Origin of the sequence: Aquabacter spiritensis, assembly GCF_004346185.1 — a bacterium.
In the GTDB taxonomy this organism is placed as follows: domain Bacteria; phylum Pseudomonadota; class Alphaproteobacteria; order Rhizobiales; family Xanthobacteraceae; genus Aquabacter; species Aquabacter spiritensis.
The window spans coordinates 94,454-118,769 of sequence record NZ_SMAI01000007.1 but is presented as its reverse complement, the minus strand read 5'-3'; the positions used below and the strand labels follow the sequence as shown (position 1 = coordinate 118,769).

The following is a 24,316-nucleotide window of genomic DNA, read 5'->3' as shown; positions in this document are numbered from 1 at the left end:
GCGAGCGGGTCTCTCATCTTGTGTAACTCACTAGTTAGTTATATAGCTGCCGACCTGAGACGGTCAATTCGTCCGCCCGCCGCGGCCTGCGCCGAGTCCATCGCAACGCCATCCGGTACCGACCATGAGCAATTTCGACCACGAAGCCGTGCTCTCCGTCCATCACTGGACCGACACGCTGTTCTCCTTCCGCACCACGCGCAGCCGCAGCCTGCGCTTCATCAACGGCCAGTTCACGATGATCGGCCTCGAAGTGGAAGGCCGCCCGCTGGTCCGGGCCTATTCCATGGTCTCGCCGAACCATGACGAGCAGCTCGAATTCTTCTCGATCAAGGTCCAGAACGGCCCGCTCACCTCGCGCCTCCAGCACCTGAAGGTGGGCGACACGATCCTGGTCGGACGCAAGCCGACGGGCACGCTGATCCACGATAATCTCCTGCCGGGCCGACATCTCTATCTGCTCGGCACAGGCACCGGTCTCGCGCCCTTCATGAGCATCATCCGCGACCCGGCGACCTATGAGCGGTTCGAGAAGGTCGTGCTCGTCCATGGCTGCCGCACGGTGTCCGAACTCGCTTACGAGGATCTCATCACCCGCGATCTGCCGGAGGACGAATTTCTCGGTCCGGCGGTGCAGGAGAAGCTGATCTATTATCCGACCGTGACGCGCGAGGCCTTCCGCAATACCGGGCGGATCACCGACCTGATGGCGTCGGGGAAGCTGTATGCCGATCTCGGTCTGCCGCCGCTCGACATCGAAAGCGACCGCGTGATGATGTGCGGAAGCCCGGCCATGCTGAAGGACGTGCGCGGTCTCTTGGACGCCCAGGGCTTCAGGGAAGGCAGCATGTCCGAGCCCGGCCATTTCGTGATCGAAAAGGCCTTCGTCGAGAAATAGGACGAGCCGCCGCCGCCGGTGGCCCGATCCGGGCCGTCAGGCGGCGATGCCGTGCGCCGCGAAGACCGGCCGCGCGCGTGCCGCCGCAAGATCGGGATCGCGCAGCAGGCCCGCCGCATCGGCGAGGCGGAACAATTCCGCGAGGTGCAGGGTGGAGCGCGCGCTCTCCTGGCCGCCGACCAGCGTGAAATGATCCTGGTGGCCGTTGAGATAGGCCATGAAGACGATGCCGGTCTTGTAGAAGCGCGTCGGCGCCTGGAAGATGTGGCGCGAGAGCGGCACGGTGGGCGCGAGAATGCCGTGGAAGCGCTCCTCATCTCCCGCAGCCAAAGCCGTCAGCGCCGCGGAGGCGGCCGGGGCGATCGCGTCGAAAATGCCGAGCAGCGCGTCCGAATACCCCTGCGCGTCGCCGGCGATGAGTTCGGCATAATTGAAGTCGTCGCCGGTATACATGCGCACGCCTGGAACGAGACGGCGGCGCATCGCGATCTCGAAATCCTTGTCGAGCAGCGAGACCTTGACCCCGTCCACCTTGGCTGCGTTGCGGTTGATCACGTCGAGGGCCGTGTCCTGCGCTGCCTGCGGCGCCCGGGTGCCCCAATAGCCGGCGAGGGCGGGATCGAACATGTCTCCCAGCCAATGGATGATGACCGGCTCGCGCACTTGCGACAGCACCCGGTCATAGACGAAGCCATAATCCTCGGCGCCGCGCGCGACCCGCGCGAGCGCGCGCGAAGCCATGAGGATGATACGCCCGCCGACCGCCTCGATCGCGGCGATCTGCTCCTCATAGGCGTGGATCACGTCCTCGAGCGTGCGCGCCGCCTCCGGCGCGAGATGGTCGGTGCCCGCGCCGGAATAGACCCCCGCGCCCCGCGCCTTCGCGGCGGCGACCGAGCGGCGGATCAAGTCCAGCGAGGTCGGCCAATCGACCCCCATGCCGCGCTGCGCGGTGTCCATCGCTTCGGCGACCTGGAAACCGAGGTCCCAGAGGTGTTCGCGATAGGCGATCGTGCGGTCCCAGTCGATCGCCGCGTCGAGCCAGGGATTTTCCGATCGGAGCGGATCGGCCACCACATGGGCGGCCGCGAAGGCGATGCGGGTGAACGGACCGGACTGCCGGGTCGGGAACGGCGAGGCGGCGCCGGTGCGATAGGCCTCCAGGCGGCCGGAAGCGGTGGGCAGATGGATCGCGGGCATCAGTCGAACCATTCGTCTTGAGGATCGAACGCAGGCACGGGAATGTTTAGGATGCGCATGCGCCCGATGGCGCGGTGGCGGCATCCCGGCTTGATGAAGATCGAGGTCAGGGGCGAGACCGGCACGCGTTCGCCGTCCAGCTCCATCTCGCCCTCGCCCTCCAATATGACGTAAATCTCGGTCATGTGCTTGTGGTAGTGGACCCGCGCATCCTCGGTAATGTCGGTGAGGTGGACCGTCGCGGTCGTGTTGTCCGGGCTCGCGAAGGCGCGGCGCGCGAACCCGCACGGGCAGGGCACGGCGGGCACCGTATCGAGGCGGGCGATCATGTAGTTGGCGGGCTGCGGGCTCATGCATCCTCCCCGGCGCGTGCGTCGGCGCGCCTCGAAACGGGGGCCGCCGCCTTCAGCGGCGGCAGGCGCGACCAGTCCGGATGGACGGCGCAGGCGAAGCCCGGTCCCGCGAGCGGCGCGATGTCCAGGGCGCCGGACGCGGTCGCGAGCCGGATTCCGTCCGGCGTCCGCAGATAGAGGCCGGGATGGGCGGCGAGGAAGGCATCGGCCTCAGCCCCCCCGGCAAAGCCGTCGGCATAATGGTGGCCGTTGCGCTCGGCATGGGCGAGGCCGAGAAAGGCGGCGAGGGCGGTGTCCTGCTGCACGGCGAGACCCGCCTGGCAGGTCAGATCTTCCGCCGTGAGGAAGCCGCCGGACTGGGCGGCGCGCGCGCCGTTCACCAGCGACTTGTAGATCCCCTTGCAGGATTTGGAGGACACGCCGGCATAGCCGAGCCCGCGCGCCGCCGGGAAGGCGCCATAGGAATCGTCCGCCTCGTCGATGATGACGGGACAGGGCAGAGCGGGCAAAGGCGCGGCGAAGGTCAGGTCCCGCGGCAGCGGCTGTTCGAGATAGAGCAGGCGACCGCGGAGCCGGGCGAGGGTGGGATCTCGCGCAATCAGATCGCCCAGCGCGGAGAGCGCCGCCGGATCCGCATATTGTTCGTTGGCATCGAGCGAAACCGCGCTCTCCTCCGGAAGCCGGGCGGCGAGGGCGCGAAGCCGGTCGCGGTCGGCATCGAGCGCGCCGGAGAGCTTGATCTTGAAGAAGCGGGCGTTCTCTCGGTCGCCGAGCGCCGCGATGCCTTCGGGACCGTCGAGCGGATCCATCATCCCGACCGTATGGCGCAGCGCGACGCGGGCAAGCGGCCGGCGGCCGGCGAGGAAGGCTGTGAGCCCCGTGTCGGACAGGTCCGGCGACAGACGCGCATCGAGGCCGGCGACGTTGGCATGCAGGCCGTCGAACACCGAAAGGCCGAGCGCCCGCAGCACGGCGTCGAGGATGGCCTTGTCGATCTCGGCTGGACCGAAGGCGGCGGCGAGCGCCGGAAGTCCGGCGGCTGTGCAGTTCGCCTTGTGGGCGTCGTGGATCGCAGCATGCAGGCCGAAAGCGGTGTCCGTCCCCGCATCGAGATAGAAAGACCGGGCCAGTCGTAGCGCCGCCCGAAGGCCCTCGACCGTCTCCTCGGCGGTGAGATGCGGTCGTTTATCGAACCATTTCGGCACCATCAGCTCGGCGGTTCCGCCGATTGCGCGGCGCCCATCCGCCAGCTCGACTTCGACCCGGACAAAGGCCTGGGCGGCGCTCTCGACGGTGACGGCGCCGAACCGGAACGGCGTGCGGAAGGGGACCCGGCGCTCGAACAGCGCGATGTCGCGGACGCGGAGCCGGGGCGCGTCCATCAGTCGAGGCCGCCTTGGGCGTAGAAATGGTGGCGGATCTTCTGGGTCAGCGCAACGAAGCGGGGATCGGCCATCACGTCGAGCGTGCGGGGCCGTTCGAGCCCGACCTCGTAGACCGCGGCAATGGTTCCGGGCCGTTCGCTCATCACCAGGACCCGGTCGGCGAGGAACACCGCCTCGGGGATGGAATGGGTGATGAACAGAACGGTCTTGCCGGTCGTGCTCTGGATGCGCTGGAGTTCGACGTTCATCTTTTCGCGGGTCATCGCGTCGAGGGCGCCGAACGGTTCGTCCATGAGGACGATCTTGGGATCGTGCACGAGGGCGCGGCAGATCGAGGCGCGCTGCTGCATGCCGCCGGAGAGCTGCCAGGGATATTTGTTGGCGAAGTCGCCGAGGCCGGTCATTTCGAGCAGCTCGGTGGCACGCCGGCCATAGATTGTGCGGTCGAGACCCTTCACCTCGACCGGCATCATCACGTTCGCGAAAACGCTGCGCCAGGGAAGCAGAAGAGGCTGCTGGAACACCACGCCGACGCCGGGATGCGGCTTGGTGATGGTTCGGCCCTCGACGCGGATCTCGCCCGCACTCGGCGGCAGCAGCCCCGCGACCATTTTCAGGAGGGTGGACTTGCCGCATCCCGACGGGCCGACGACGACCAGGAACTCGCCTTCATTGATGGTGAAGTCGATCGGCTTCAACGACGGCACGTCGCCATCTCGGGTGCGGTAGGTCTTGGAAACCCCGCGCATCTCGATGATGGGACTGGCGCTGAGGGGCGCCGGAGCTTCGCTGGCGAGCCGCAAATAGGGTCGGGACATGCACTCTTCCTCGCGCGACCAACCGTGACCGTCTGGGCGGCGTGCCGCCCGGCTCATCGCACCCGGCCGCCTTCGCCGCCGGGAATTCCGCCTCAGGCGGCGACCAGGAAATCCCGCCTCTGGCTGGCATGCCAGGGGATGACGAGGCGCTCGACCACATCCACGAACCAGAACAGGATCACGCCGATCAGGGACAGGACGACCAGGGCCGCAAACATCATGGGCAGCTCGAAATTGCCGATGGAGCGCTGCAGCACGTAGCCGATGCCGGAATTGGAGCCGACGAACTCGCCGACCACCGCGCCGACCACCGCGAGCGTCACGGACACTTTCAGCCCGGCGAAGATGGCCGGCGTGGCGAAGGGCAGGCTCACCATGCGAAACGTCTGGAAACGCTTCGCCTCCATCGCCCGGGCAAGGTCCAGAAGGTCCGGATCGACGGACTTGAAGCCTTGGACGGCAGCCACCACGACCGGGAAGAAGCCGAGCAGAAAGGCCGAGATCACCTTGGGGAAAATCCCGAAGCCGAACCACACCACGAACAGGGGCGCGATCGCGATCTTGGGAATCGACTGGGAGAAGACCAGCAGCGGATAGACATAGCTCTCGACCGTCTTGGACGAGGCGATCAGCATCGCGATCGGGATGCCGAAGACGGCAGAGAGGACGAAGCCGGCAATCGTCGCTGTGGTGGTCGGAACCGCCTCTCGGAGCAGCAGCGGCCACTCCTGATAGAGCGTGACGATGACGTCGAGCGGCGAGGGCACTTGATAGGCCGGAATGCCGAACAGATGGATGGCCGCATCCCAAAGGACGATGAGGCCGATCAGAAACAGCGCCGGACGCACCCAGGGTGCCTGCAGCCTGTCCCAGACCGAGCGGCGTTTCGCTTGGGTCATGAACGCTCCTCCCTGGAGCCGGTGCTCTTTGCACCTTTATTAACTCGATAGTTAATAGAAGCCCGGCGAGCGCGTCAATAGCGCCCCCAGCCCTTAATTCCACCCGGTGGCCGCCGAAAGCCGCGAGAAATATCGCAGCAGGCGGAACCGTAGGCCCGCTCCGGAATTGTGCACATCGGGGAGCAGGCGGGGGAGATGAGACGCGCTCTGGAAAATTCCGGTCAAAACCGGCGGCCAGCCACGATTCTTGTTGTCGAGGACGAGGCGCTCGTGCGGCTCGCGGTCTGCGAGGCCCTGCGTGACGAAGGATTCGTCGCGGTGGAGGCGGCGAACGTCGAGGAGGCGCTGGCCGTGCTCGAAGTCGGCCTCGGCATCGATCTCGTCTTTACCGACGTGCGCATGCCCGGCGCAGTCGACGGTCTTCAGTTCGCCCGGAGGCTGAAACAGGAGCGTCCCTTTCTGCCGGTGGTCGTTACCTCCGGTCACCTCGAGAGGGTGGCGCTGGCATGGGTCTCGGGCTTTCTGCCGAAGCCCTATCTGCCGGATCAGCTGATCGCGATGATCGGAACTTTGCTGCCGAAGGAGGAAGGCGAATGACGGCGGATCCGACGCAGGCCGAACGGCGCCCGTGCGTGCTGTTGCTGGACGCCGACGTCGTGGTGCGTCACGTCCTCGCGGAATATTTGCGTCATTGCGGCTATCAGGTGGTCGAGGCGGCGTCCTCGGACGAGGCGCGCGCGATCCTCGAACATGGCGACCCTGCGGTGGACACGCTGCTGATCGACATGGGCGCGCCCGGGACATTGACCGGCTTTTCCTTTGCCCGCGAGATGCGCACCCGCTTTCCCGCGCTGGACGTGGTTCTCGCGGGGACGCCGAGCAAGGCGGTGAACGAGGCATCGGATCTCTGCGAGGAGGGGCCCCATCTGGCGCGGCCCTATGAGCCGCAGCTCGTGCTCGACGAAATCAAGCGGCTTGCCGCCGCGCGAACGCGCAAGGCCTGAGCCGGCGGCGGACGGTTCAATTGAGAGCGTAGCGAAAACCGATGCGCACTTGGTGCGCCTGGCGTCCAGACAGCGACACCCCCCAGAGCGCGGGCATCGAATTGGAGGGCGTGCCGAAATCGAGGAAGCGGTAACCGGCGTCGAGGCTGACCTGCGGGGCCGGCGTCCAGGCGATGCCGGCGGAGACATTCCAGCCAAAGCTCCAGCCGTCCACATCGAGAGGTGCGAAGGCGAAGCCGTTGGACTTCGTCCACCCGATCCCCGCACCGGCTCCGACATAGGGTGTGAGGCCCGCCACAGTGGCGATGTCCCAATAGACATTGCCCATCAGGGAAAGGGCCCGCGCCGAACCTCCTGTCAGATAGTCCAACGTGAGGTCGGTGCGGATGTGCGGCACGACCCGATATCCGACGCCCGCGCCGGCGGTCCATCCCCTCTGGCCGTCGGGAGCGCCGAGGCCGGCTTGGTGGACGGCGTCGCGGGACACGAAATTCGCGCCGATATCCGCCCGCAGATACCAGCCGGCCAGCGCCGCGCCGGCCTCGTCGAGTTCGGGTGCCGCGAGCGTAAAATCCCCCGGCCGGCCGAGTTCCGACAGGATCGGATCAGCAGCCCGGGCAGGCGCGCCCGCGCCCGCAACGGTGGCAATCAACACGGCGGCGGTGGAAAGACGGGGGTGAAGCGGGGGCATGGCGGCGTCCGGTGCCGCATCTGGGCGGCGAGGGCGAACGCTCGCACGGCATCCTTAAGCCGAGGTTAACCCTAACAGAGTCTTTCGCGTCGCGCCGGCCGCAGGCTCAGGCGGCGACGCGCTGCAAAGCGTCGATCACCTCGTCGACCACGGCCTCCACCAGATCGCGATCGTCGCCTTCCCCCATCACCCGAATCACCGGTTCGGTTCCGGAGGGGCGGATCAGAAGCCGCCCGTGATTGGCGAGCCGCAATTCCGCGCCGGCGATGGCGGTGATGACCCCGGCATCTTCGAGCGGGCGTCCAGAACGGTATCGGACATTCTTCAGCACCTGCGGCAACGGATCGAACCGGTGGCACACTTCCGAAACCGGGCGGTTGCGGCGGGCCACCACCGCGAGGACCTGGAGCGCCGCGAGCAGGCCGTCGCCGGTGGTGGAATAATCCGACAGGATGATATGTCCCGATTGCTCGCCGCCGACATTGTAGCCGTCGCTGCGCATCCGCTCGAGCACATAGCGGTCCCCGACCGCGGTGCGGGCGAGGGTGAGCCCGACATCGCGCAGATGCCGCTCCAGCCCGAGATTGGACATCACCGTCGCGACGATGCCATCCCGCGAGAGGCGTCCGTCTTCCTTGAAGCTCTCCGCCACCACCGCCATGATCTGATCGCCGTCGACCACATGGCCCCGTTCATCGACGATGATGACGCGGTCGGCGTCGCCGTCCAGCGCGATGCCGATATCGGCGCGCACCTCGTGAACCTTGGCGGCGAGCGCAGCGGGGGAGGTCGATCCCACGTCGCGGTTGATGTTGAGCCCGTCCGGCTCGGTTCCGATCGCGACCACATCCGCCCCGAGTTCCCACAGGGCTTCGGGCGCGACCCGATAGGCGGCACCGTTGGCGCAGTCGACCACCACGCGCAGGCCGTCAAAGGACTGGTTCCGCGGCAAAGTGCGCTTGGCATATTCGATGTAGCGGGCATGCACGCCTTCGAGCCGGCGGGCTCGGCCGATCTCGGCGGGCTTGGCGAGCTTCTTCGACAATTCCTGGTCGATCAGTTCCTCGATCTCCTGCTCGATCGCGTCCGACAGCTTGAAGCCGTCGGGTCCGAACAGCTTGATCCCGTTGTCGTCGAACGGATTGTGCGAGGCCGAGATCATCACCCCGAGATCGGCCCGCATCGAGCGCGTCAGCATCCCCACCGCCGGGGTCGGCATCGGTCCGAGCAGCAGCACGTCCATGCCGACCGAGGTGAAGCCCGCCACCATTGCATTCTCCAGCATGTAGCCGGAGAGCCGCGTATCCTTGCCGATGACGACACGGTGGCGATGTTCGCCGCGCCGGAAGACGAGGCCGGCGGCCATGCCGACACGCAGAGCGAGATCGGCCGTCAAGGTCGCATTCGCGCGGCCGCGCACGCCGTCGGTGCCGAAATACTTTCGCGCCATACTCTCATTCCCCTCGGGACCCGCCCCAGCAGCGCCGGAAAATGACCGATTCCCAGCATGCGCGCCGCTCAAGTTTTATAAGCGAACGTCACATTGCGGGGCGTCGGCGCCTTTTCAAGGGAAATATGCCGGCGAATGTCGCGACGTCCGGTGCGCGCGTTGCGGCAGCCGGGCGGAGGGTGCTAGGGCTGCGCGTCCTCATCCCCGGAGAAACCGGCCCGTGTCCACCGCTCGCCTCGACGTTCTCACCATCGGAAATGCCATCGTCGACGTCCTTTCGCGGGCGGAGGAAGACTTCCTCGCCGGGCACGCCATGCCAAAAGGTTCGATGACGCTCATCGACGAGGCCCGTGCGGTGGCGATCTACGACGCGATGGGGCCGGGCATCGAGGTGTCGGGGGGCTCCGCCGCCAATACCGCAGCAGGCATCGCCTCGCTCGGCGGCAAGGCCGGGTTCGTCGGTCTGGTGCGCGACGATCTGCTCGGCACGGTATTCGCCCACGATATTCGCGCCGCGGGCGTCGCGTATGCGACCGCCGCCGCGAGCTCCGGCCCGGCGACCGCCCGCTGCCTGATCCTGGTGACGCCGGACGGCGAGCGCACCATGAACACCTATCTCGGCGCGGCACAGAATCTCACGACCGACCATATCGACCGCGCGACGGTCGAGGCGGCGACGATCACCTATCTCGAAGGCTATCTGTGGGATCCGCCGGCCGCCAAAGCGGCGTTTCTGGACGCCGCCGGCATCGCCCATGCCGCCGGCCGCCAGGTCGCGCTGACCCTGTCCGACGCCTTCTGCGTCGGGCGCTATCGCGACGAATTCCTGGATCTGATGCGGCGCGGCGTTGTCGACCTCGTCTTCGCCAACGAGGCGGAGGTGAAGGCGCTCTATTCGACCGCCGATTTCGACGACGCTTTGGTGCAGTTGCGCGCCGACGCGAAGCAGGCGGTGGTCACGCGCAGCGAGAAGGGCGCCCTGTTCACGGCGGCGGGTGCCACCGTGACCGTGCCGGCGCATCCGGTGGCCGAAGTGGTCGACACGACGGGTGCCGGCGACCTGTTTGCGGCCGGCTTCCTGTTCGGCCATGCGCGCGGCATCGATGCGGCGACTGCGCTGCGGATCGGCGCGCTCGCCGCGGCCGAGGTGATCTCGCACATCGGCGCGCGGCCACAGAAGACGCTGGCGGACCTTGCCGCCGGAGCCGGCCTGATCCGGTGAGCGCGCTTCCCGATCCCGCCGACGGCGTATCGCGGGCGCGGCGCCACATCGCGGCGGGCGCCGGGACCGTCATGGTCCTGGGCGGGGCCGGCACGGGAAAGACCACCTTCCTGCACGATCTGCGCAAGACCGGAGGACGCCAGGTCTTCCTTGCGCCAACCGGGGTCGCCGCGTTGCAGCTCGGCGGGCAGACCATCCATTCCTTCCTCGGCATCCCGCCCCGCATCCTCAATCCCGACGAGGTCAAACCGCGGGTCCAGGTCCGGCGCCTGGTGAAGCGGCTCGAACGTCTGGTGATCGACGAGATTTCCATGGTGCGGGCCGATCTGCTCGATACCGTGGACCGCACGCTGCGCCTCGCGCGTGACGTCGATGCGCCGTTCGGCGGGGTGCAGATGGTGCTGGTGGGGGACTTCTTCCAGCTTCCGCCCGTGGTGCCGTTCGCCGAACAGGAGATGCTGGCCCGCATGGGCTATGGCGGACCGTTCGCCTTCGACGCCAAGGTCCTCGCCGAGCGCGCGCTGGCCCGCGTGCCGTTCACCCGGGTGCACCGGCAGTCGGATCCGGCGTTCATCGCCATGCTCGGCGCGCTGCGCTCCGGGCTCGGGCTGCGCGACGCGATGGAGGCGCTGAACGAGGCTTGCGTGCGGCCGCACCGGCCCGGTGTTCAGCCCGTCCTGCTCACCCCGACCAATGCGCGGGCCGACGCCTACAATCAACGCGGCCTCGCCGCGCTCGGCGGGGAGGAGCGGGTGTTTTCCGGCCTGCTGAAGGGCGAGTTCGGGCTCGAGGGCGACCGGCTGCCGGTGCCGGAGCGGCTCGCTTTGAAGCCCGGCGCGCGGGTGATGGCGCTGCGCAACGATCCCTCGCGGCGCTGGGTGAACGGCTCGGTCGGCACCATCATCGGCATCGGCGCGCACGCCGCCTTGGTGCGGCTCGATGCCGGACCCACGGTCGAGATCGAGAGCTTCACCTGGGAACGGCTGCGGTATGGATGGGACGAGGCCGCCGGTCGGATCGAAGCCCAGGTGGTCGGCACCTACAGTCAGCTCCCCCTCGCCCCCGCTTGGGCCATGACCATGCACAAGGCGCAAGGCCTGACGCTGGAAGACGTCCGCATCGATTTCGAGAGCGGCGCCTTTGCCGCCGGCCAGGCCTATGTGGCGCTCTCGCGGGCGCGTTCCCTCGAAGGTCTGTCGCTGGTCCGGCCCGTGCGGCCTTCGGACATCCGCTTCGACCGCAGGGTCGCGGCCTTCGTCGCGGCGTTCGAAGCGGCGACCGACTGACCGTTATTGGCGCTCGCTGCACTGGATCGGCGCCGCCTCCTCGCCCTTGCGCAGATCGTGCAGCGCCGCGGTTGTTCCATTCGTCCACCAGACATAGGGGCCGGCGGCATAGCGCGCGCCGGAGGCGGCGAGGACGTTCACGAAGACGAGCGGCTTGCCGTCGACCGGCAGAAGGGCCAGCGCCACGTCACCGGCATTGATATAGTCCACCGTCACCGGACCGAGGCCGACGCACTGATAGCTGGCCTTGAGACTTTGAACTTTGGTGCCCTTCGGAATCGGCAGGACGATAGTCTCGGCGTGGGCGGGGAGGGTGGCGACGGCCAACGCGGCGCTTGCGAACAAGATGGTCTTCACAGGGCCTCCCGCGCCGCACGGCGCTCGGACTCGAGGACGGTCGGATCGCGCGGACGATCGCCTTTCGCGGAGGATATCGCAAGCGCGCGCCGCGGTTCCCCCGAGGCGGATGGCTGTCAGCCAAGCCCCAAGCGAGGAGACTCTGTCGATAGGTATCATCGGCTGCCGCGGTCGAGCCCGGTTTGTGCCAAACTCACGCCACGTCACGCTGAAGAGAACGGCGGTCGGACGGTGGTTCAGCAGCCGTTCGAGGTCCCGATCTCGCGGGCTCCAGCGGCGGGAGAGGTTCAAGTGTCGCGATCGGCGCCAAGAGGTGCGGCGGAGTCCGAATTCGACAAGCCGGCGACGCCGCGGATCGCGCATCTGCTCGTCATCGGCACGGTTCTCGCCTGTTTGGCGATCCTCGGCGTCGTCGGAGCGACGCTGCTTCAGGCGCGCAACGACGTCTGGCAGCGGGCGGCCCAGACCTCGGAGAACATGCTGCACGGCGTTGTCGGACATATCGACCGGCACATGCGGCTCTATGCCTTCGGCCTCGGCCTCGCTGCCGATGCGCTCGCCGACGCGGAAGTCAACGCGATGACCGAGTCCATGAAGCAGCGCATGCTGACGACGATCGCTCGCAGCATCGATTTCGTAGGATCCATGCTGGTGCTCGATGCAGCGGGCGATATCGTCCTCGATTCCGACACCACCGAGCCGCGCCGGGGAAACTTTGCCGACCGCGACTATTTCACAGTTCACCGTACGGGTTCGGAGCAGGGAACTTACGTCAGCCAGCCTTATCGGAGCCGGCTGCGCAACAACGATCTCAGCGTCGCTCTGAGCCGGCGTCTCGAAAACCCGGACGGCAGCTTTGCGGGTGTCGTGATGATTGCGATCCGCCTTGCATATGTCGATGCCTTCCTCTCCGGGATGGAGGTGGGGTCAAACGGAAAGCTGGAATTGCTGAGCGGGGAGGGACGGCTGCTCGCGCACGTGCCGGTGGAGGCTGGCGGAGACATCGAATCGTCCGTCTCGGCCGGCCCGCTGTTTCAGCGCATGCGGCAGGAGGAGGCGGGCACGTACGTTGCGACCGATCCGGCCGATGGCGTCGAACGCCTCTTCACCTTCGCCCGTGTGCCCAACGAAATGCTCATCGCGGTGGTCGGTCTGTCGACCCACGATCTTTTTGCGGATTGGTGGCGCCGCTCGCTGGCCATCGGCGCGATCACCCTCGTTGCCTGCGCGGCGATGCTGATCCTGGCGCTGATCCTGCACCGCGAGTTGCAGCGCCGCGCCGTGGCGGAGGCAGACCTTGCCTTTCTGTCGGTGACGGATGGGCTCACCGGTCTCGCCAATCGCCGCCGCTTCGACGAGGTGATCCAGCGGGAATGGCGGCGCACCGGTCGGGCCGGCGCCTCCCTTGCGCTGCTGATGATCGATGTCGACCGCTTCAAGAGCCTGAACGACCGCCACGGCCATTCGCGCGGCGACGAGGTGCTGAAGGCGTTGGCGCGGGTGATCGACGGGGCCATTCGCCGTCCCGGCGATCTCGGCGCGCGCTATGGCGGCGAGGAATTCGCCGTGATCCTGCCCGACACCGACAACAATGCCGCGATGGGGATCGCCGAGACCATCCGCGCGCGCTGCGAACTGCTGGAAGCGGCGGGCGACGGGGTAAAGCTGCCGAAATTCACGGTGAGCATCGGCGTCGCCGCGCTGCGCCCCTCGCCCGCTGCGTCGCTCGACGCCATGATCGATGCCGCCGACGCGGCCCTGTACCGCGCCAAGGCGGAAGGACGGAGCCGGGTCGTCCTGGCGGTGTGACAGGTCCGCATCCGACGTCAAATGCGGTCCCGCGGCGTTCGCGTGGCCTCGCATCCGGATTTGCGCGGCTTGCTCAAGGCGCGCCCGGTCCGAGCGGGCCGGTCTGGCGCCCCGGCTCCGGGGGAACCGGCCAAGCCCCGCGCAAGCTTGCACGCGCACGGTCTTTGGCGTGATCCGTTTCATGCCAAGGACTTGATAGATGACAGCCAAGCCGCTCGCTACCGCTCCGCGAGGGGCCGTGGTGCCCTCGATCGACACCCGCCTTCTCGACCACCTTCCGGTGGCGGTCCTGCTCTGCGACCCGCTCGGTCTCGTCGTCTCCTATGCCAACGCGGCGGCCGTCGCGCGCCTTCGCCATCTCGACCCTCTTCTGCCCGTCACGTCGGCTTCCCTGACCGGCACGTCGCTCGAACTGTTCGACAAGAAGATCAGGCAGGCTCTGCGCGGCTTCGACACCAACGCGGCCGGCCGGGCGCTCGCCTTCGAGATCGCCGGCGAAAGCTTCGAGGTCCATGCGAGCCCGGTGCGCGATGCCCGCCAGCGTCTCGCCTTCGTGCAGTTGACCTTCGCGGGGCATTCGCGCGCCGAGGCGGATGCGGACGTGCGCACGCAGCGGCTGCTCCAGATGGTCGACGACATGCCGATTAATGTCATGACCTGCGATCCCCACACCTTCACGATCGACTATGCCAACAAAGCGAGCATCGAGACGCTGCGGCGGATCGAATCGCATCTGCCGATCCGTGCGGACCAGCTCGTCGGTTCCTCGATCGACGTGTTCCACAAGCACCCCGCGCACCAGCGTGCCATGCTGGCGGATCCGAAGAATCTGCCGCATTTCGCCCGCATCCGGGTCGGTCCCGAGACGCTCGACCTCCGGGTCAGCGCGATGCGCACCGCCGATGGCGGCTATGCCGGCCCCATGCTGACCTGGTCGCTGATGACCGAGAGCGTCGCGATCGCCGCGAGCGTGACCGAAGTCGTCGAGGCGATGACGCTGACCTCGCAGACCGTGCAATCCTCGAGCGAAAGCCTGCTGACGCTGACCGAGCGGTCCGAGCAGATGGCGTCCGGCGTGTCTGCGGCGGCGGTCGAGATGTCGGCCTCGTTCGATGAGATTTTCAGCCGGATCCGCGATGCGAGCGCGATGTCGCGCGACACGGCGGAGCGCGCCGGCGTCACCGACCGCCTCGTGGGAGGCCTCTCCGAGAGCGTCGAGAAGATCGGCACCGTGACCGCTCTGATCGAAAAGATCGCGTCGCAGACCAATCTGCTCGCGCTCAATGCGACGATCGAGGCGGCGCGTGTCGGCGAGATGGGCAAGGGCTTCGCCGTCGTCGCCCAGGAGGTCAAGGCCCTGGCGCTTCAGACCGCCAAGGCCACGCAGGACATCCGCCTGCAGATCGAGGCGGTGCAGGGGGCGAGCGGCGCTGCCGCCAAGGCGGTTTCCGACATCACCCAGAATGTCGCCACGATGAGCGAAGTGTTCGTCGCGCTGTCCGCCGGCATGGAGGAGCAGTCCGCCACCAGCCGCTCGGTCAGCGCCAGCATCACCGGGGTCTCGCAGGCCTCCGGCCAGATCCGGGATGCCGCTCTCGGGGTGCGCGGCATCGCCACCGAAGTCTCCGGCTTTGCCGAGCGCCTGCGCGGCGAGACCGCCAATCTGGTGAGCCGCCGCTCGTAGAGCGCGGCAGGTTCCGGCGGGCGCATCGGCGCCCGTATCCGCCCGTCCCATGTCCCAAGGGCGCCCTCCACAAGGGCGCCGGGCAGCCCGGGTCAGTAAGCGAAGTCCGCGACCGCCAGTCCGTCCGCACCGCCGACGGTCACGGCGAGGAGCCGCGCGGCGGCGGCTTTGTGCGCGGGATGGTCGAGATAGACGTCCCGTGCCGCTTCGTCCGGGAAGTCGCACATGAAGACGTGGCTATAGCCGCGGTCGAGGTGCTCCGGGCTGACATTGCGGCCCCGGACGAACCCGGTCATCCCGGGTACCACCCCAGCCAGCTCCGCCAATTGGGCGAGAACAGCTTCGATTTCGGCTGCGTCGACATCCTCCCGCATGCGAACGAACACAATGTGGCGGATCATGGGGTGCCCCGGTTTTGCGATGGCGGCGAGGCCGCGCCCGCAAGGTAGCGCAATCCGCCATCGGCGGGGAGCCGTGCCCGCCCGGAACGGCGCGGAGGCTTGGTGCAGGAGACCGCTGCCGCTTTTCCCCGCCCTTGCTTTCGCATGTCCCCGGGCGTATACGCCGCAGCGGGACACGCCTCCCCAACGAGGCGCGCCCATCTGTAAGGATGGACTGACATGACGATGAACGATGCTCCGGCGACCCGCCCGGAGAACCCCAATTTTTCCTCGGGCCCCTGTGCCAAGCGTCCCGGATGGACGCTCGACGCGCTCCGCGATGCGCCCCTCGGCCGCTCGCACCGCGCGAAAGTCGGCAAGGCGAAGCTGAAGGAAGCCATCGATCTCACCCGCGACGTGCTGGAAGTGCCGGCGGACTACCGCATCGGCATCGTGCCCGCCTCCGACACCGGCGCGGTGGAGATGGTGCTGTGGTCCATGCTGGGCGCGCGTCCGGTGGACCTCCTCGCGTGGGAAAGCTTCGGCGAAGGCTGGGTGACGGACGTCGTCAAGCAGCTCAAGTTGGCCGATGCCCGCGTCCTCACCGCCCCCTACGGCGAATTGCCGGACCTGAAGGCGGTCGATTTCAGCCGTGACGTGGTCTTCACCTGGAACGGCACCACCTCCGGCGTGATGGTGCCGGATGCGGAGTGGATCCCGGCGGACCGAGCCGGCCTCACCATCTGCGACGCGACCTCGGCGGCCTTCGCCCAGAAGCTCGATTTCGCCAAGCTCGATGTCGTCACCTTCTCCTGGCAGAAGGTGCTCGGCGGCGAGGCGGCGCACGGCATGCTCATCCTCTCGCCGCGCGCGGTGGAGCGGCTCGAAACCTACAAGCCGGCCTGGCCGCTGCCGAAGATCTTCCGCCTCACCAAGGGCGGCAAGCTGATCGAGGGGATCTTCCAGGGCGAGACCATCAACACGCCCTCGATGCTGTGCGTGGAGGATTATCTCGACGCGCTGCATTGGTCGAAGCGGATCGGCGGGCTCGCCGCGCTGCAGGAGCGCTCGAACCGCAATTTCGAGGCGATCGCCCAATGGGTGCATGTCACGCCCTGGGTCGATTTTCTCGCGACGGATCCGGTCACCCGCTCCAATACCAGCGTCTGCCTGAAGGTGGTGGACCCGCAGGTTCTCGCGCTGCCGGCTGACGCTCAGGCGGCCTTCGCCAAGGCGATCGCTTCCGGCCTGGAGAAGGGCGGCATCGCCTACGATATCGGCTCGTACCGCGACGCCCCCGCGGGCCTGCGCATCTGGTGCGGCGCGACGATCGAGCGCGCGGATGTCGAGGCGCTGACGCACTGGCTCGACTGGGCCTATGGCGTCGCCAGGGGCTCGCTGTCCGAAGCGGCCTGAGGCCTTCTCCCTTCCCCGCAAGGGAAGGGGCCGCCTGTGGCGGCACCGATTTCCCGCACCTCATCGCCGTCATGCCGGGATTGTCCCGGCCGTCCACGGGGACGCCGAGGCAAACGCCGACGCGCAGCCCCGCAGGCCCGGCCAAGCCGGCGTGACGGGCGAACGAGGCGGCGGTTCCCAGATCCCTCTCATTCCGGAGCCCCATCATGGCCCCCCGCGTCCTCATCTCCGACAAGCTCTCCGCCGCCGCCGTCCAGATCTTCAAAGACCGCGGGGTGGAGGTGGATTTCCAGCCCGACCTCGGCAAGGACAAGGAAAAGCTCGCCGAAATCATCGGCAATTATGACGGTCTCGCCATCCGTTCGGCGACCAAGGTGACGCCGAAGATCCTGGAGAAGGCGACGCGCCTGAAGGTGATCGGCCGTGCCGGCATCGGCGTCGACAATGTCGACATCCCGGCGGCCACCGCCAAGGGCGTGATCGTCATGAACACGCCGTTCGGCAATTCCATCACCACCGCCGAGCACGCCATTGCCATGATGTTCGCGTTGGCGCGCCAGATTCCCCAGGCGGACGCCTCTACGCAGGCCGGGAAATGGGAGAAGAACCGCTTCATGGGGGTGGAACTCACCGCCAAGACGCTCGGCATCATCGGGTGCGGCAATATCGGCTCGATCGTCGCGGAGCGCGGCGTCGGTCTGAAGATGAAGGTGATCGCCTATGATCCCTTCCTCTCGGCGGAGCGCGCCCTCGATCTCGGCGTGGAGAAGGTCGAACTGGACGATCTGTTGGCTCGCGCCGACGTGATCACGCTGCATACCCCGCTCACCGAGAAGACCAAGAACGTGCTCTCGGCCGAGAACATCGCCAAGGCCAAGAAGGGCGTGCGGATCATCAATTGCGCCCGCGGCGGCCTCGTCGACGAGGTCGCGCTGCGCGCGGCGCTCGACAGCGGGCATGTCGCCGGCGCCGCTTTCGACGTGTTCTCCGAGGAACCCGCCGAGGCCAATCCGCTGTTCGGGCATCCCAACGTCGTCTGCACGCCGCATCTCGGCGCCGCCACCAGCGAGGCGCAGGAGAATGTCGCCCTTCAGGTGGCCGAGCAGATGAGCGACTATCTGCTGTCCGGCGCCATCTCCAATGCGGTGAATTTCCCCTCCATCACGGCGGAAGAGGCCCCCAAGCTGAAGCCGTTCGTGGAACTGGCGGAAAAGCTCGGTTCGTTCGCCGGCCAGCTCACCGAGACCGACATCAAGACCGTCCGCATCACCTATGAGGGGGCCGTGGCGGACTTGAAGGTGAAGGCGCTCACCAGCGCCGCGGTCGCAGGCCTGCTGCGCCCGGCGCTCGCCGATATCAATGTCGTCTCCGCGCCGAGCGTTGCGAAGGAGCGCGGCATCGTGGTGGAGGAGACCACCCGCGCCGCCACGGGCGATTTCGACAGCCTGATCACCCTGACCGTGGTGACGGACACCTATGAGCGCTCGGTGTCGGGCACCGTCTTCGCCGATGGCCACCCGCGCATCGTCTCGATCAAGGGGATCAAGGTGGACGCGGAATTCGCCCCCTCGATGCTGTATGTGACCAATGAGGACAAGCCCGGCTTCATCGGCCGGTTCGCGAGCCTTCTGGGCGATGCCGGAATCAATATCGCGACCTTCGCTCTCGGCCGGGACCGGCAGGGCGGCGATGCGATCGCGCTCATCGAAGTCGATGGCGCGATGCCGGCCGAGGTGCTGACCGAGGTCCAGTCGCTGCCGCATGTGAAGCAGGCCCGTCCGCTGCGCTTCTGAGCGCAGCGCCCCGCCGGCTCCGGCCGGCGGGGTCGTTACGTCTTCGGGTCCGGTTTCGGGGCGGGGATCGGCTTGGTCGATGCGCTCTTGGCCGATGCGCTCTTGGCCCGGGTCGCGGTCACGATGCCGGCGATCACCAGGGCATAGCCGACGCCGTGGTACCAGGCGAAGATCTCGCCGAGGAACAGGATGGCGAGGGCCGAGCCGAACACCGGCATGAGATGGAAGAAGGGGGCGGCACGGTTCGCTCCGACCAGTTCGACCCCGCGATTGAAGCACAGATAGGCAACCAAAGCGGGAAAAATGCTGACATACAGCACCACGGCGCCGTTGAACGGCGTGAAGGCGAACGCCTGCCCGCTGGCGGCTTCCCAGAGCGCGAACGGAATCAACTGAATCGCGCCGATTCCCATGGTGACGGCGAGAAAGGACAGCGGGCCGAGTGGCGGGCGGATGCGCAGGATCGCGGCATAGAAGCAATAGATGATCAGCGCCAGCAACAGCCAGAGGTCGCCGACATTGGGCTTCAGGTGCAACAGCACGTCGAGGTCGCCGCGGCAGATGATCACCGTGACGCCGAGCAGGGAGAGCAGAATCCCGGCGATCTGGCCGCGCGATAGCCGATCTCGGAACAGGACCAAGGTCCAGAGGGCGATCAGCAGCGGCGAGCTCGACTGGATCAGGAGCCCGTTCAATGCCTGGGTATATTGCAGGCCGTAATAGCTCATCGCATTGTAGCAGGCGATGCCGGTCGCCGCGAGCAGGATGAGCGCGGGGATATTGCGCAGGATGATCGGGGCATCCATGGACAGCTGCCGCCAAGCGAAGGGCAGGATGAGCAGCGTCGCGAGCGCCCAGCGCAGGCACGCCAGCGTCAGAGGCGGAATGTGTCCGGCCACATAGCGGCCGAGGACCATGTTGCTGGCCCAGAAGAACGCGGTGCAGGTCAGAAGAAGGTAAGGCGCGTCGTAGAGGCGGCGGCCGAGCCGGGCGAGCGGAGAGACGGACATGGCATTTCCTGGCGTGAAGGCGGTTTAGCCGCCGCCGCCGCGCCAGAGAAGCCAAAGTTTCGGGGGGGACTCATCACGAGCTCTGATCAATCCGCATGGCAGCGGGGCTGAATCCTACCGCGCCGGGCCGGTTCCGCCCCGCCAGGCGTCCAGCAATTGGTACGAGGTGGGATTGTCGGGGCACAGGCCGCCGCCGCATTCGAGCACGGTGGACGCGCCGTTTGCGAAGGCCATGAGCAGGGCGAGACCGAGGCTCGCGAGCGCCAGCGCCGACAGGCGGGCGGGCACCTGAGGCGGCGTTTCGAACTGCCGGTCGAACAGCAGCATGACCGCGCCACCGACCACGATCACCGCGAACAAGGTCGCCGCCCAGGCATAGAAATGCAGGCCGAAAAAGGCGTCGCCATACGCACCTTCGCCGGGGACGATGTGCAGCAGGGTCTGGCGCGTGGCCATCACGCCGCCGGCGACCGCGCCCAGAATCAACATCGCGTAATGGCTCGGCCGCGGGCCGAACTTCACGTTGAGCGCGAGCCCGAAGCCGCAGACGACGAAGCCGGCGCGTTGCAGCAGGCAGAGCGGGCACGGCAGGTCGCCGAACACCAATTGGTCGAAGAACGCCGCGATCAGGACCGTGGAGACGGCGAGAAGACCGAGCGCATTGAGCGTGCGCGAGAGGGCGGGGGTCATGGGTGCAGCCCTCACAACGCGATATTGAGGGGGTCGGTCGCGTGCAGCTTGAAGAGCACGAGCAGCATCACGAACGAGGCGCCGAACACCACGATCGAGGCGGTGCGGCGGCCCGCCATCACCAAAGCGAGCGCGAGAAAGATCCCGAAAAACGGCAGGCTCATCATGTGGCAACCCCCAGCGCCCGGACGAATCGCCCAACATTAGGCGCGGGATGCCGGCGAGGTCATCAAAAAATGCCAAGGTCCCAAGGCCTTGCGATGGTGCGCCGCGGCAAGGCGGGGGGCGACCGGGCTCGATCGTTTCAGCGGTTTGTCACCGCGGCGGCTCAAATCCGGCTATAGTTGAAGTCGCAACTCTTGCGATAACAAAAAACGCCGGATCCCATGGCATCGGTTGCATCCGTCTGTCTGAGTGCCCTGGTGGCGGTGGCGATGTGGACCGGCGTCGGCTGGGCCATCGGGCGTCGCCTCGGGTTGCCGGCTGTGCTGGTCCTGCCGGTGGCGCCGACGCTCGGCTGGGCGGTGCAGACCGTCGCGAGCCTGACCGCCGCGAGCGTCTTCGGCCTCGATGGCTGGACCGTCCTTCTCCCGGTGGTCGCGCTTCTCCTTCTGGCCGCCTTGCCCAGCCGGCGCATCCCAGCGCGGCAGAAGGTTCTCGGCGCTTGGACCTATCTCGCGGTCGCCGTGCTGGCAGCCGTTCCCGCCGCGGCGATCCTGCCGAAGGTGACGGCGGAAGGGGTATTTCTCGCCGCGCCGATTTTCGACCATGCCATGATCGCCTTGGTCGACGAAATCGTGCGCGACGGCGTCCCTCCGGGCAATCCCGTGTTCGGGCAGGGTGGCACGGCGGGGGCGGTGGCCTATCCTTATCTCTGGCATTTCGGCGCGGCTCAACTTGCGCTCCTCACGGGGGCGTCCGGATGGGAGGCGGACGCCGCAGCGACCTGGTTCACGGCCTTCGCCTCCCTCCTTCTGATTTGCGGCCTTGCCCGGCATTTGTACGGGGCGTGGTGGACAAGTCTGTTTGTCCTGATCCTCTCGGTCGGCGGGTCGCTGCGTCCGGTGATCGGCCTTCTGATCGGGGCGCCGCAGATGGCGGCTTGGCTCGAGCCGCCGACGGGGTTTGCCAGTTGGGCGTTTCAGGCGAGTTGGAGCCCGCACAACGTGCAATCGGCCGCCTGCGTCTTGATCGCCGTGCTGCTGATGGTGCGGCTCGCCGTGCGGCCTGCGCTCGGCCCCTCGCTTGGGCTCGCCTTCGTGCTCGCAGCCGGCGCGGAAAGCTCGCTCTGGATCGGTGGCGTCGGAGCGGTGCTGTCCGGCACGATCGTGGCCGCCCTCCTCATCGCCCGGATGGACGGGCGGCGCCTCGGCTTTGTGCTGGCCTGCGGGGGGGCCGCACTCTGCGCGGCGGCGCTCGCGTCCCCGTTCCTCAGCGATTTTGTGCATCGGGCCGGGGTCGCACGCGACGCCTTCCCGATTGGTTTGCACCTCTTCCCGGTGCTCGGGCCGGGCGTGCCGGACACGGTGCGCCGCGTCCTCGACCCGCCGGCCTATTGGCTGATTCAACTGGTCTTGGAGTTTCCCGCCATCGCCCTCCCGGGCGGGTATTTTCTGATCCGGATGCTCCGCCGCGCCCGCGGCGAGCGCGCCTTGCTTCTCACGGCCTTGGCCGGCCTTGCCGGGGCGAGCCTCTTCGGCGGCTGGGTGCTTGCGAGCACGGCGGGACAGAACAACGATCTCGGCTGGCGGATCGTGCTGCCCGGCATTTTCGTGCTCACCGCCTGCTCCGCCGCGGGGGTGGCGCGGGCGCTCACGCGCGGCGGCCCAGCGCCGGTCGCGGTGGTGCTGGTGCTCGCCATGTTTGCCCTGCCCGCCGGGACCCAGCTTGCCGCGTCGAACCTGACAGGCCGCGCCAACCCTCAGGCCTTCGCCTTTACGCAGGCGCCGGAGGTCTGGGCCGCCGTGCGCGCCCACACCCCCGTCGATGCGCGGGTCGCCAGCAATCCGCGTGCCTTTGCCGAGATGACCCCCTGGCCGATCAACATTTCCTGGGCATTGATGGCGGACCGCCGGTCGTGCTTCGCCGGCATTGAAATGGCGCGGGCCCTCGCCCCCCTGTCGCCGGTGCGGCGGACGGAGCTTTCCGCGCAGTTCGACCGGGTGTTTTCTGGCGAGGGCGGTCCGGCCGATATTTCCGAACTGCGCTTTCTCTACGGGTGCCGGGTGGTCGTGGTGACCCCGGCGGACGGAGCCTGGACGCGCGACCCGTTCCGGGCGAGCCTTCTCTACCGCCTGGTGGACGAGCGGGCCGATGCGTGGCGGATCTACCAGGCGAGGTAACGCGCCCTTGCGCGGGCAGTGCCGTTACCTGCCCCACGCTCTTTCTTTGCAGCGCCCCAGTCGACCTCGGCGCGAGCGGATCTCAACGTGCCGTGGACCCGGGCGACGACACGGTCGCTGCCTGCGTATCGGCGCGCACCCGCCAGACCACATTGCCGACATCGTCGGCCACGAGGAGACCGCCGCGGGAATCGGTGAGGACGCCGACCGGCCGCCCCATGGCCTCGCCCTCGGAATTTACGAACCCGGTGAGAAGGTCCTGTGGCATGCCCGAGGGCGCACCGTCGACGAACGGGACGAAGATCACGCGGTAGCCGGAAGGCGGATCGCGGTTCCAGGAGCCATGCTGGCCGACAATGACGCCCCCCGCATAAGCCGGCGCGAATCGCCCCTCATCCACAAACGTCAGGCCGAGCGAGGCGGTATGCGCGCCGAGTGCGTAATCGGGCTTGATCGCCTTGGCCACGAGGTCGGGTGCCGGCGGCTCCACCCGGGTGTCGACATGCTGGCCGAAATACGAATAGGGCCAGCCGTAGAATCCGCCCTCCTGAACCGAGGTCATGTAGTCCGGAACCAGATCGTTGCCGATCTCGTCGCGCTCGTTCACCGCCACCCAGAGCTGGCCGGTGGCGGGATTGAAATCCATGCCGACCGGGTTGCGCAGCCCGCCCGCATAGATGCGGGTGTCGCCGCTGGCCGCATCGATCTCCAAGATGGCCGCTCGGTTTTCCTCTTCCGCCATGCCGTTCTCGGCGACGTTGGAGTTCGAGCCGACGCCGACATAGAGCTTCGCGCCGTCCGGGCCCGCGACGAGGCTCTTGGTCCAATGGTGATTGCGACCCGCCGGAAGGTCAGCCACCTTTTCGCCGGGCGCGGTGATTTGCGTTGTCCCCGGCTCATAGGGAAAGCGCATCAGAGCATCGGCGTTGGCGACGTAGAACGTGTCGCCCACAAGCGCCATTCCGAACGGGGACGTGAGGTTTTCCAGAAACGCCGCGCGCGTTTCCGCGACCCCGTCGCCGTCGGCGTCGCGCAACAGGGTGATCCTGTCGGCGCTCGGCACACGGGCGCCCGCTTCCGCCATCACCAGACCCTTGATCCAGGCCTTGATGCCGCCCTCTTTGCCCTCCGGCTTGGGCGGTGCGTTGCTTTCGGCCACCAGGATGTCGCCGTTCGGCAATTCGTAGAGCCAGCGTGGATGGTCGAGCCCCTTGGCGAAGGCGGTGACTTGCAATCCGTCCGCCGGCCGGGGGGTGCGGTCCTCGGGCCAGCCCACGGCCGGCGCGATATCCATGACCGGGATCCAGGACGGATTGGGTTCGGGGAGCTGCGGATTGGGGCCGTACCCGGCTTGCTCGGGCAGGGCGGTCTGGTCGCAGGCGGCCAGCAGCAGCGACAAGCTGGCCAGCACGAGGATGGGGGCCGTGGGGCGGGCGCAGGATCGGGGCATCGAATCTTCCTCGCAGCGAGCTGTCTTCCGCAGTCAACGCCCAGCGCCGCATTGGGTTCGTTCACGCCCATGTGGGGTGCGTCGGCAGCCGTCGCCGGTGCAGGATCACCGTGGCCCTTCGGTCCGACCGATCAGGTGAATTTGCTCTTCACGGCAAGTTTCACGGCAAATTGTCCTCC

23 protein-coding genes are annotated in these 24,316 nt (G+C 67.5%); 10 read left to right on the top strand and 13 right to left on the bottom strand.

The genetic code is table 11. The annotated features are described in order from the left end of the window. Nucleotides 1–124: 124 nt before the first annotated feature. A complete protein-coding gene (locus tag EDC64_RS12655; RefSeq protein WP_132031837.1) occupies nucleotides 125–898 on the top strand; it encodes a ferredoxin--NADP reductase in 774 nt (257 codons plus the stop codon). 36 nt (nucleotides 899–934) lie between these two features. On the opposite strand, the gene EDC64_RS12650 is transcribed toward EDC64_RS12655, so the two are convergent. The 5 genes from EDC64_RS12650 to EDC64_RS12630 all read right to left on the bottom strand — a co-directional run bounded on the left by EDC64_RS12650 (nucleotide 935) and on the right by EDC64_RS12630 (nucleotide 5,553). Next, nucleotides 935–2,098, bottom strand: a complete 1,164-nt coding sequence (locus EDC64_RS12650; RefSeq protein ID WP_245504676.1) for a dihydrodipicolinate synthase family protein — start codon at nucleotides 2,096–2,098, stop codon at nucleotides 935–937. After that, the gene (locus EDC64_RS12645; RefSeq protein ID WP_132031833.1) at nucleotides 2,098–2,451 is read right to left on the bottom strand and encodes a cupin domain-containing protein; all 354 of its coding nucleotides are present in this window, start codon (nucleotides 2,449–2,451) and stop codon (nucleotides 2,098–2,100) included. Before EDC64_RS12645 ends, EDC64_RS12650 begins: the two co-directional genes overlap by 1 nt. Continuing rightward, on the bottom strand, nucleotides 2,448–3,833 hold the full coding sequence (locus EDC64_RS12640; RefSeq protein WP_132031831.1) for an enolase-like domain-containing protein: 1,386 nt from the start codon (nucleotides 3,831–3,833) through the stop codon (nucleotides 2,448–2,450). Before EDC64_RS12640 ends, EDC64_RS12645 begins: the two co-directional genes overlap by 4 nt. Further along, nucleotides 3,833–4,654 (bottom strand): ABC transporter ATP-binding protein, encoded by an 822-nt coding sequence (locus EDC64_RS12635; protein WP_132031829.1) that lies wholly within the window; start codon nucleotides 4,652–4,654, stop codon nucleotides 3,833–3,835. Before EDC64_RS12635 ends, EDC64_RS12640 begins: the two co-directional genes overlap by 1 nt. A gap of 92 nt (nucleotides 4,655–4,746) precedes the next feature. Next, the gene (locus EDC64_RS12630; RefSeq protein ID WP_132031827.1) at nucleotides 4,747–5,553 is read right to left on the bottom strand and encodes an ABC transporter permease; all 807 of its coding nucleotides are present in this window, start codon (nucleotides 5,551–5,553) and stop codon (nucleotides 4,747–4,749) included. A 195-nt stretch (nucleotides 5,554–5,748) separates the two neighbouring features. On the opposite strand from EDC64_RS12630, the gene EDC64_RS12625 reads away from it, so the two are divergent. Both EDC64_RS12625 and EDC64_RS12620 read left to right on the top strand, forming a co-directional pair. Then, nucleotides 5,749–6,150, top strand: coding sequence for a response regulator (locus tag EDC64_RS12625; protein WP_132031825.1), 402 nt, complete (start codon nucleotides 5,749–5,751; stop codon nucleotides 6,148–6,150). Beyond that, on the top strand, nucleotides 6,147–6,557 hold the full coding sequence (locus EDC64_RS12620) for a response regulator (protein WP_132031823.1): 411 nt from the start codon (nucleotides 6,147–6,149) through the stop codon (nucleotides 6,555–6,557). The genes EDC64_RS12625 and EDC64_RS12620 overlap by 4 nt, the downstream gene beginning before the upstream one ends. Before the next feature lie 16 nt (nucleotides 6,558–6,573). Here EDC64_RS12620 and EDC64_RS12615 read toward each other — a convergent pair whose 3' ends face one another. Then, nucleotides 6,574–7,248 carry an outer membrane protein gene (locus tag EDC64_RS12615; RefSeq protein ID WP_132031821.1) on the bottom strand — a complete coding sequence of 225 codons (675 nt, stop codon included), beginning with the start codon at nucleotides 7,246–7,248 and terminating at the stop codon, nucleotides 6,574–6,576. Nucleotides 7,249–7,354: 106 nt separating this feature from the next. Further along, a complete protein-coding gene (glmM, locus tag EDC64_RS12610) occupies nucleotides 7,355–8,698 on the bottom strand; it encodes a phosphoglucosamine mutase (RefSeq protein ID WP_132031819.1) in 1,344 nt (447 codons plus the stop codon). 220 nt (nucleotides 8,699–8,918) lie between these two features. Here glmM and EDC64_RS12605 point away from each other — a divergent pair, with 220 nt between their 5' ends. Beyond that, on the top strand, nucleotides 8,919–9,920 hold the full coding sequence (locus tag EDC64_RS12605) for an adenosine kinase (protein WP_132031817.1): 1,002 nt from the start codon (nucleotides 8,919–8,921) through the stop codon (nucleotides 9,918–9,920). After that, the gene (locus tag EDC64_RS12600) at nucleotides 9,917–11,206 is read left to right on the top strand and encodes an ATP-dependent DNA helicase (protein ID WP_245504675.1); all 1,290 of its coding nucleotides are present in this window, start codon (nucleotides 9,917–9,919) and stop codon (nucleotides 11,204–11,206) included. Before EDC64_RS12605 ends, EDC64_RS12600 begins: the two co-directional genes overlap by 4 nt. Before the next feature lie 3 nt (nucleotides 11,207–11,209). On the opposite strand, the gene EDC64_RS12595 is transcribed toward EDC64_RS12600, so the two are convergent. Then, nucleotides 11,210–11,563 carry an MliC family protein gene (locus EDC64_RS12595; RefSeq protein ID WP_245504674.1) on the bottom strand — a complete coding sequence of 118 codons (354 nt, stop codon included), beginning with the start codon at nucleotides 11,561–11,563 and terminating at the stop codon, nucleotides 11,210–11,212. 291 nt (nucleotides 11,564–11,854) lie between these two features. On the opposite strand from EDC64_RS12595, the gene EDC64_RS12590 reads away from it, so the two are divergent. Together EDC64_RS12590 and EDC64_RS12585 are read left to right on the top strand one after the other, a co-directional pair. Then, complete coding sequence (locus EDC64_RS12590) at nucleotides 11,855–13,372, top strand: sensor domain-containing diguanylate cyclase (RefSeq protein ID WP_132031815.1); 1,518 nt, start codon at nucleotides 11,855–11,857, stop codon at nucleotides 13,370–13,372. A gap of 199 nt (nucleotides 13,373–13,571) precedes the next feature. Then, entirely contained in the window at nucleotides 13,572–15,056 is a 1,485-nt protein-coding gene (locus EDC64_RS12585) for a methyl-accepting chemotaxis protein (protein WP_132031813.1), read from the top strand. A 92-nt stretch (nucleotides 15,057–15,148) separates the two neighbouring features. Here EDC64_RS12585 and EDC64_RS12580 read toward each other — a convergent pair whose 3' ends face one another. Further along, entirely contained in the window at nucleotides 15,149–15,457 is a 309-nt protein-coding gene (locus EDC64_RS12580; protein ID WP_132031811.1) for a Dabb family protein, read from the bottom strand. Nucleotides 15,458–15,676: 219 nt separating this feature from the next. Between EDC64_RS12580 and EDC64_RS12575 the strand changes: the two genes are divergently transcribed. Together EDC64_RS12575 and serA are read left to right on the top strand one after the other, a co-directional pair. Further along, nucleotides 15,677–16,852 (top strand): phosphoserine transaminase, encoded by a 1,176-nt coding sequence (locus EDC64_RS12575; RefSeq protein ID WP_132031809.1) that lies wholly within the window; start codon nucleotides 15,677–15,679, stop codon nucleotides 16,850–16,852. A 206-nt stretch (nucleotides 16,853–17,058) separates the two neighbouring features. After that, entirely contained in the window at nucleotides 17,059–18,645 is a 1,587-nt protein-coding gene (gene serA, locus EDC64_RS12570) for a phosphoglycerate dehydrogenase (RefSeq protein ID WP_132031807.1), read from the top strand. 35 nt (nucleotides 18,646–18,680) lie between these two features. Here the strand turns inward: serA and EDC64_RS12565 are convergent, their stop codons facing one another. The 3 genes from EDC64_RS12565 to EDC64_RS23535 form a co-directional block, all read right to left on the bottom strand. Beyond that, a complete protein-coding gene (locus EDC64_RS12565; protein WP_132031805.1) occupies nucleotides 18,681–19,655 on the bottom strand; it encodes a DMT family transporter in 975 nt (324 codons plus the stop codon). A gap of 114 nt (nucleotides 19,656–19,769) precedes the next feature. Next, on the bottom strand, nucleotides 19,770–20,345 hold the full coding sequence (locus tag EDC64_RS12560; protein WP_132031803.1) for a disulfide bond formation protein B: 576 nt from the start codon (nucleotides 20,343–20,345) through the stop codon (nucleotides 19,770–19,772). An 11-nt stretch (nucleotides 20,346–20,356) separates the two neighbouring features. Beyond that, on the bottom strand, nucleotides 20,357–20,512 hold the full coding sequence (locus tag EDC64_RS23535) for a DUF5993 family protein (protein ID WP_165933744.1): 156 nt from the start codon (nucleotides 20,510–20,512) through the stop codon (nucleotides 20,357–20,359). Between the two features lie 219 nt (nucleotides 20,513–20,731). Here EDC64_RS23535 and EDC64_RS12555 point away from each other — a divergent pair, with 219 nt between their 5' ends. Then, on the top strand, nucleotides 20,732–22,687 hold the full coding sequence (locus tag EDC64_RS12555) for a hypothetical protein (protein ID WP_132031801.1): 1,956 nt from the start codon (nucleotides 20,732–20,734) through the stop codon (nucleotides 22,685–22,687). Between the two features lie 82 nt (nucleotides 22,688–22,769). Here the strand turns inward: EDC64_RS12555 and EDC64_RS12550 are convergent, their stop codons facing one another. Next, entirely contained in the window at nucleotides 22,770–24,137 is a 1,368-nt protein-coding gene (locus EDC64_RS12550) for a PQQ-dependent sugar dehydrogenase (protein WP_132031799.1), read from the bottom strand. Nucleotides 24,138–24,316: the final 179 nt, after the last annotated feature.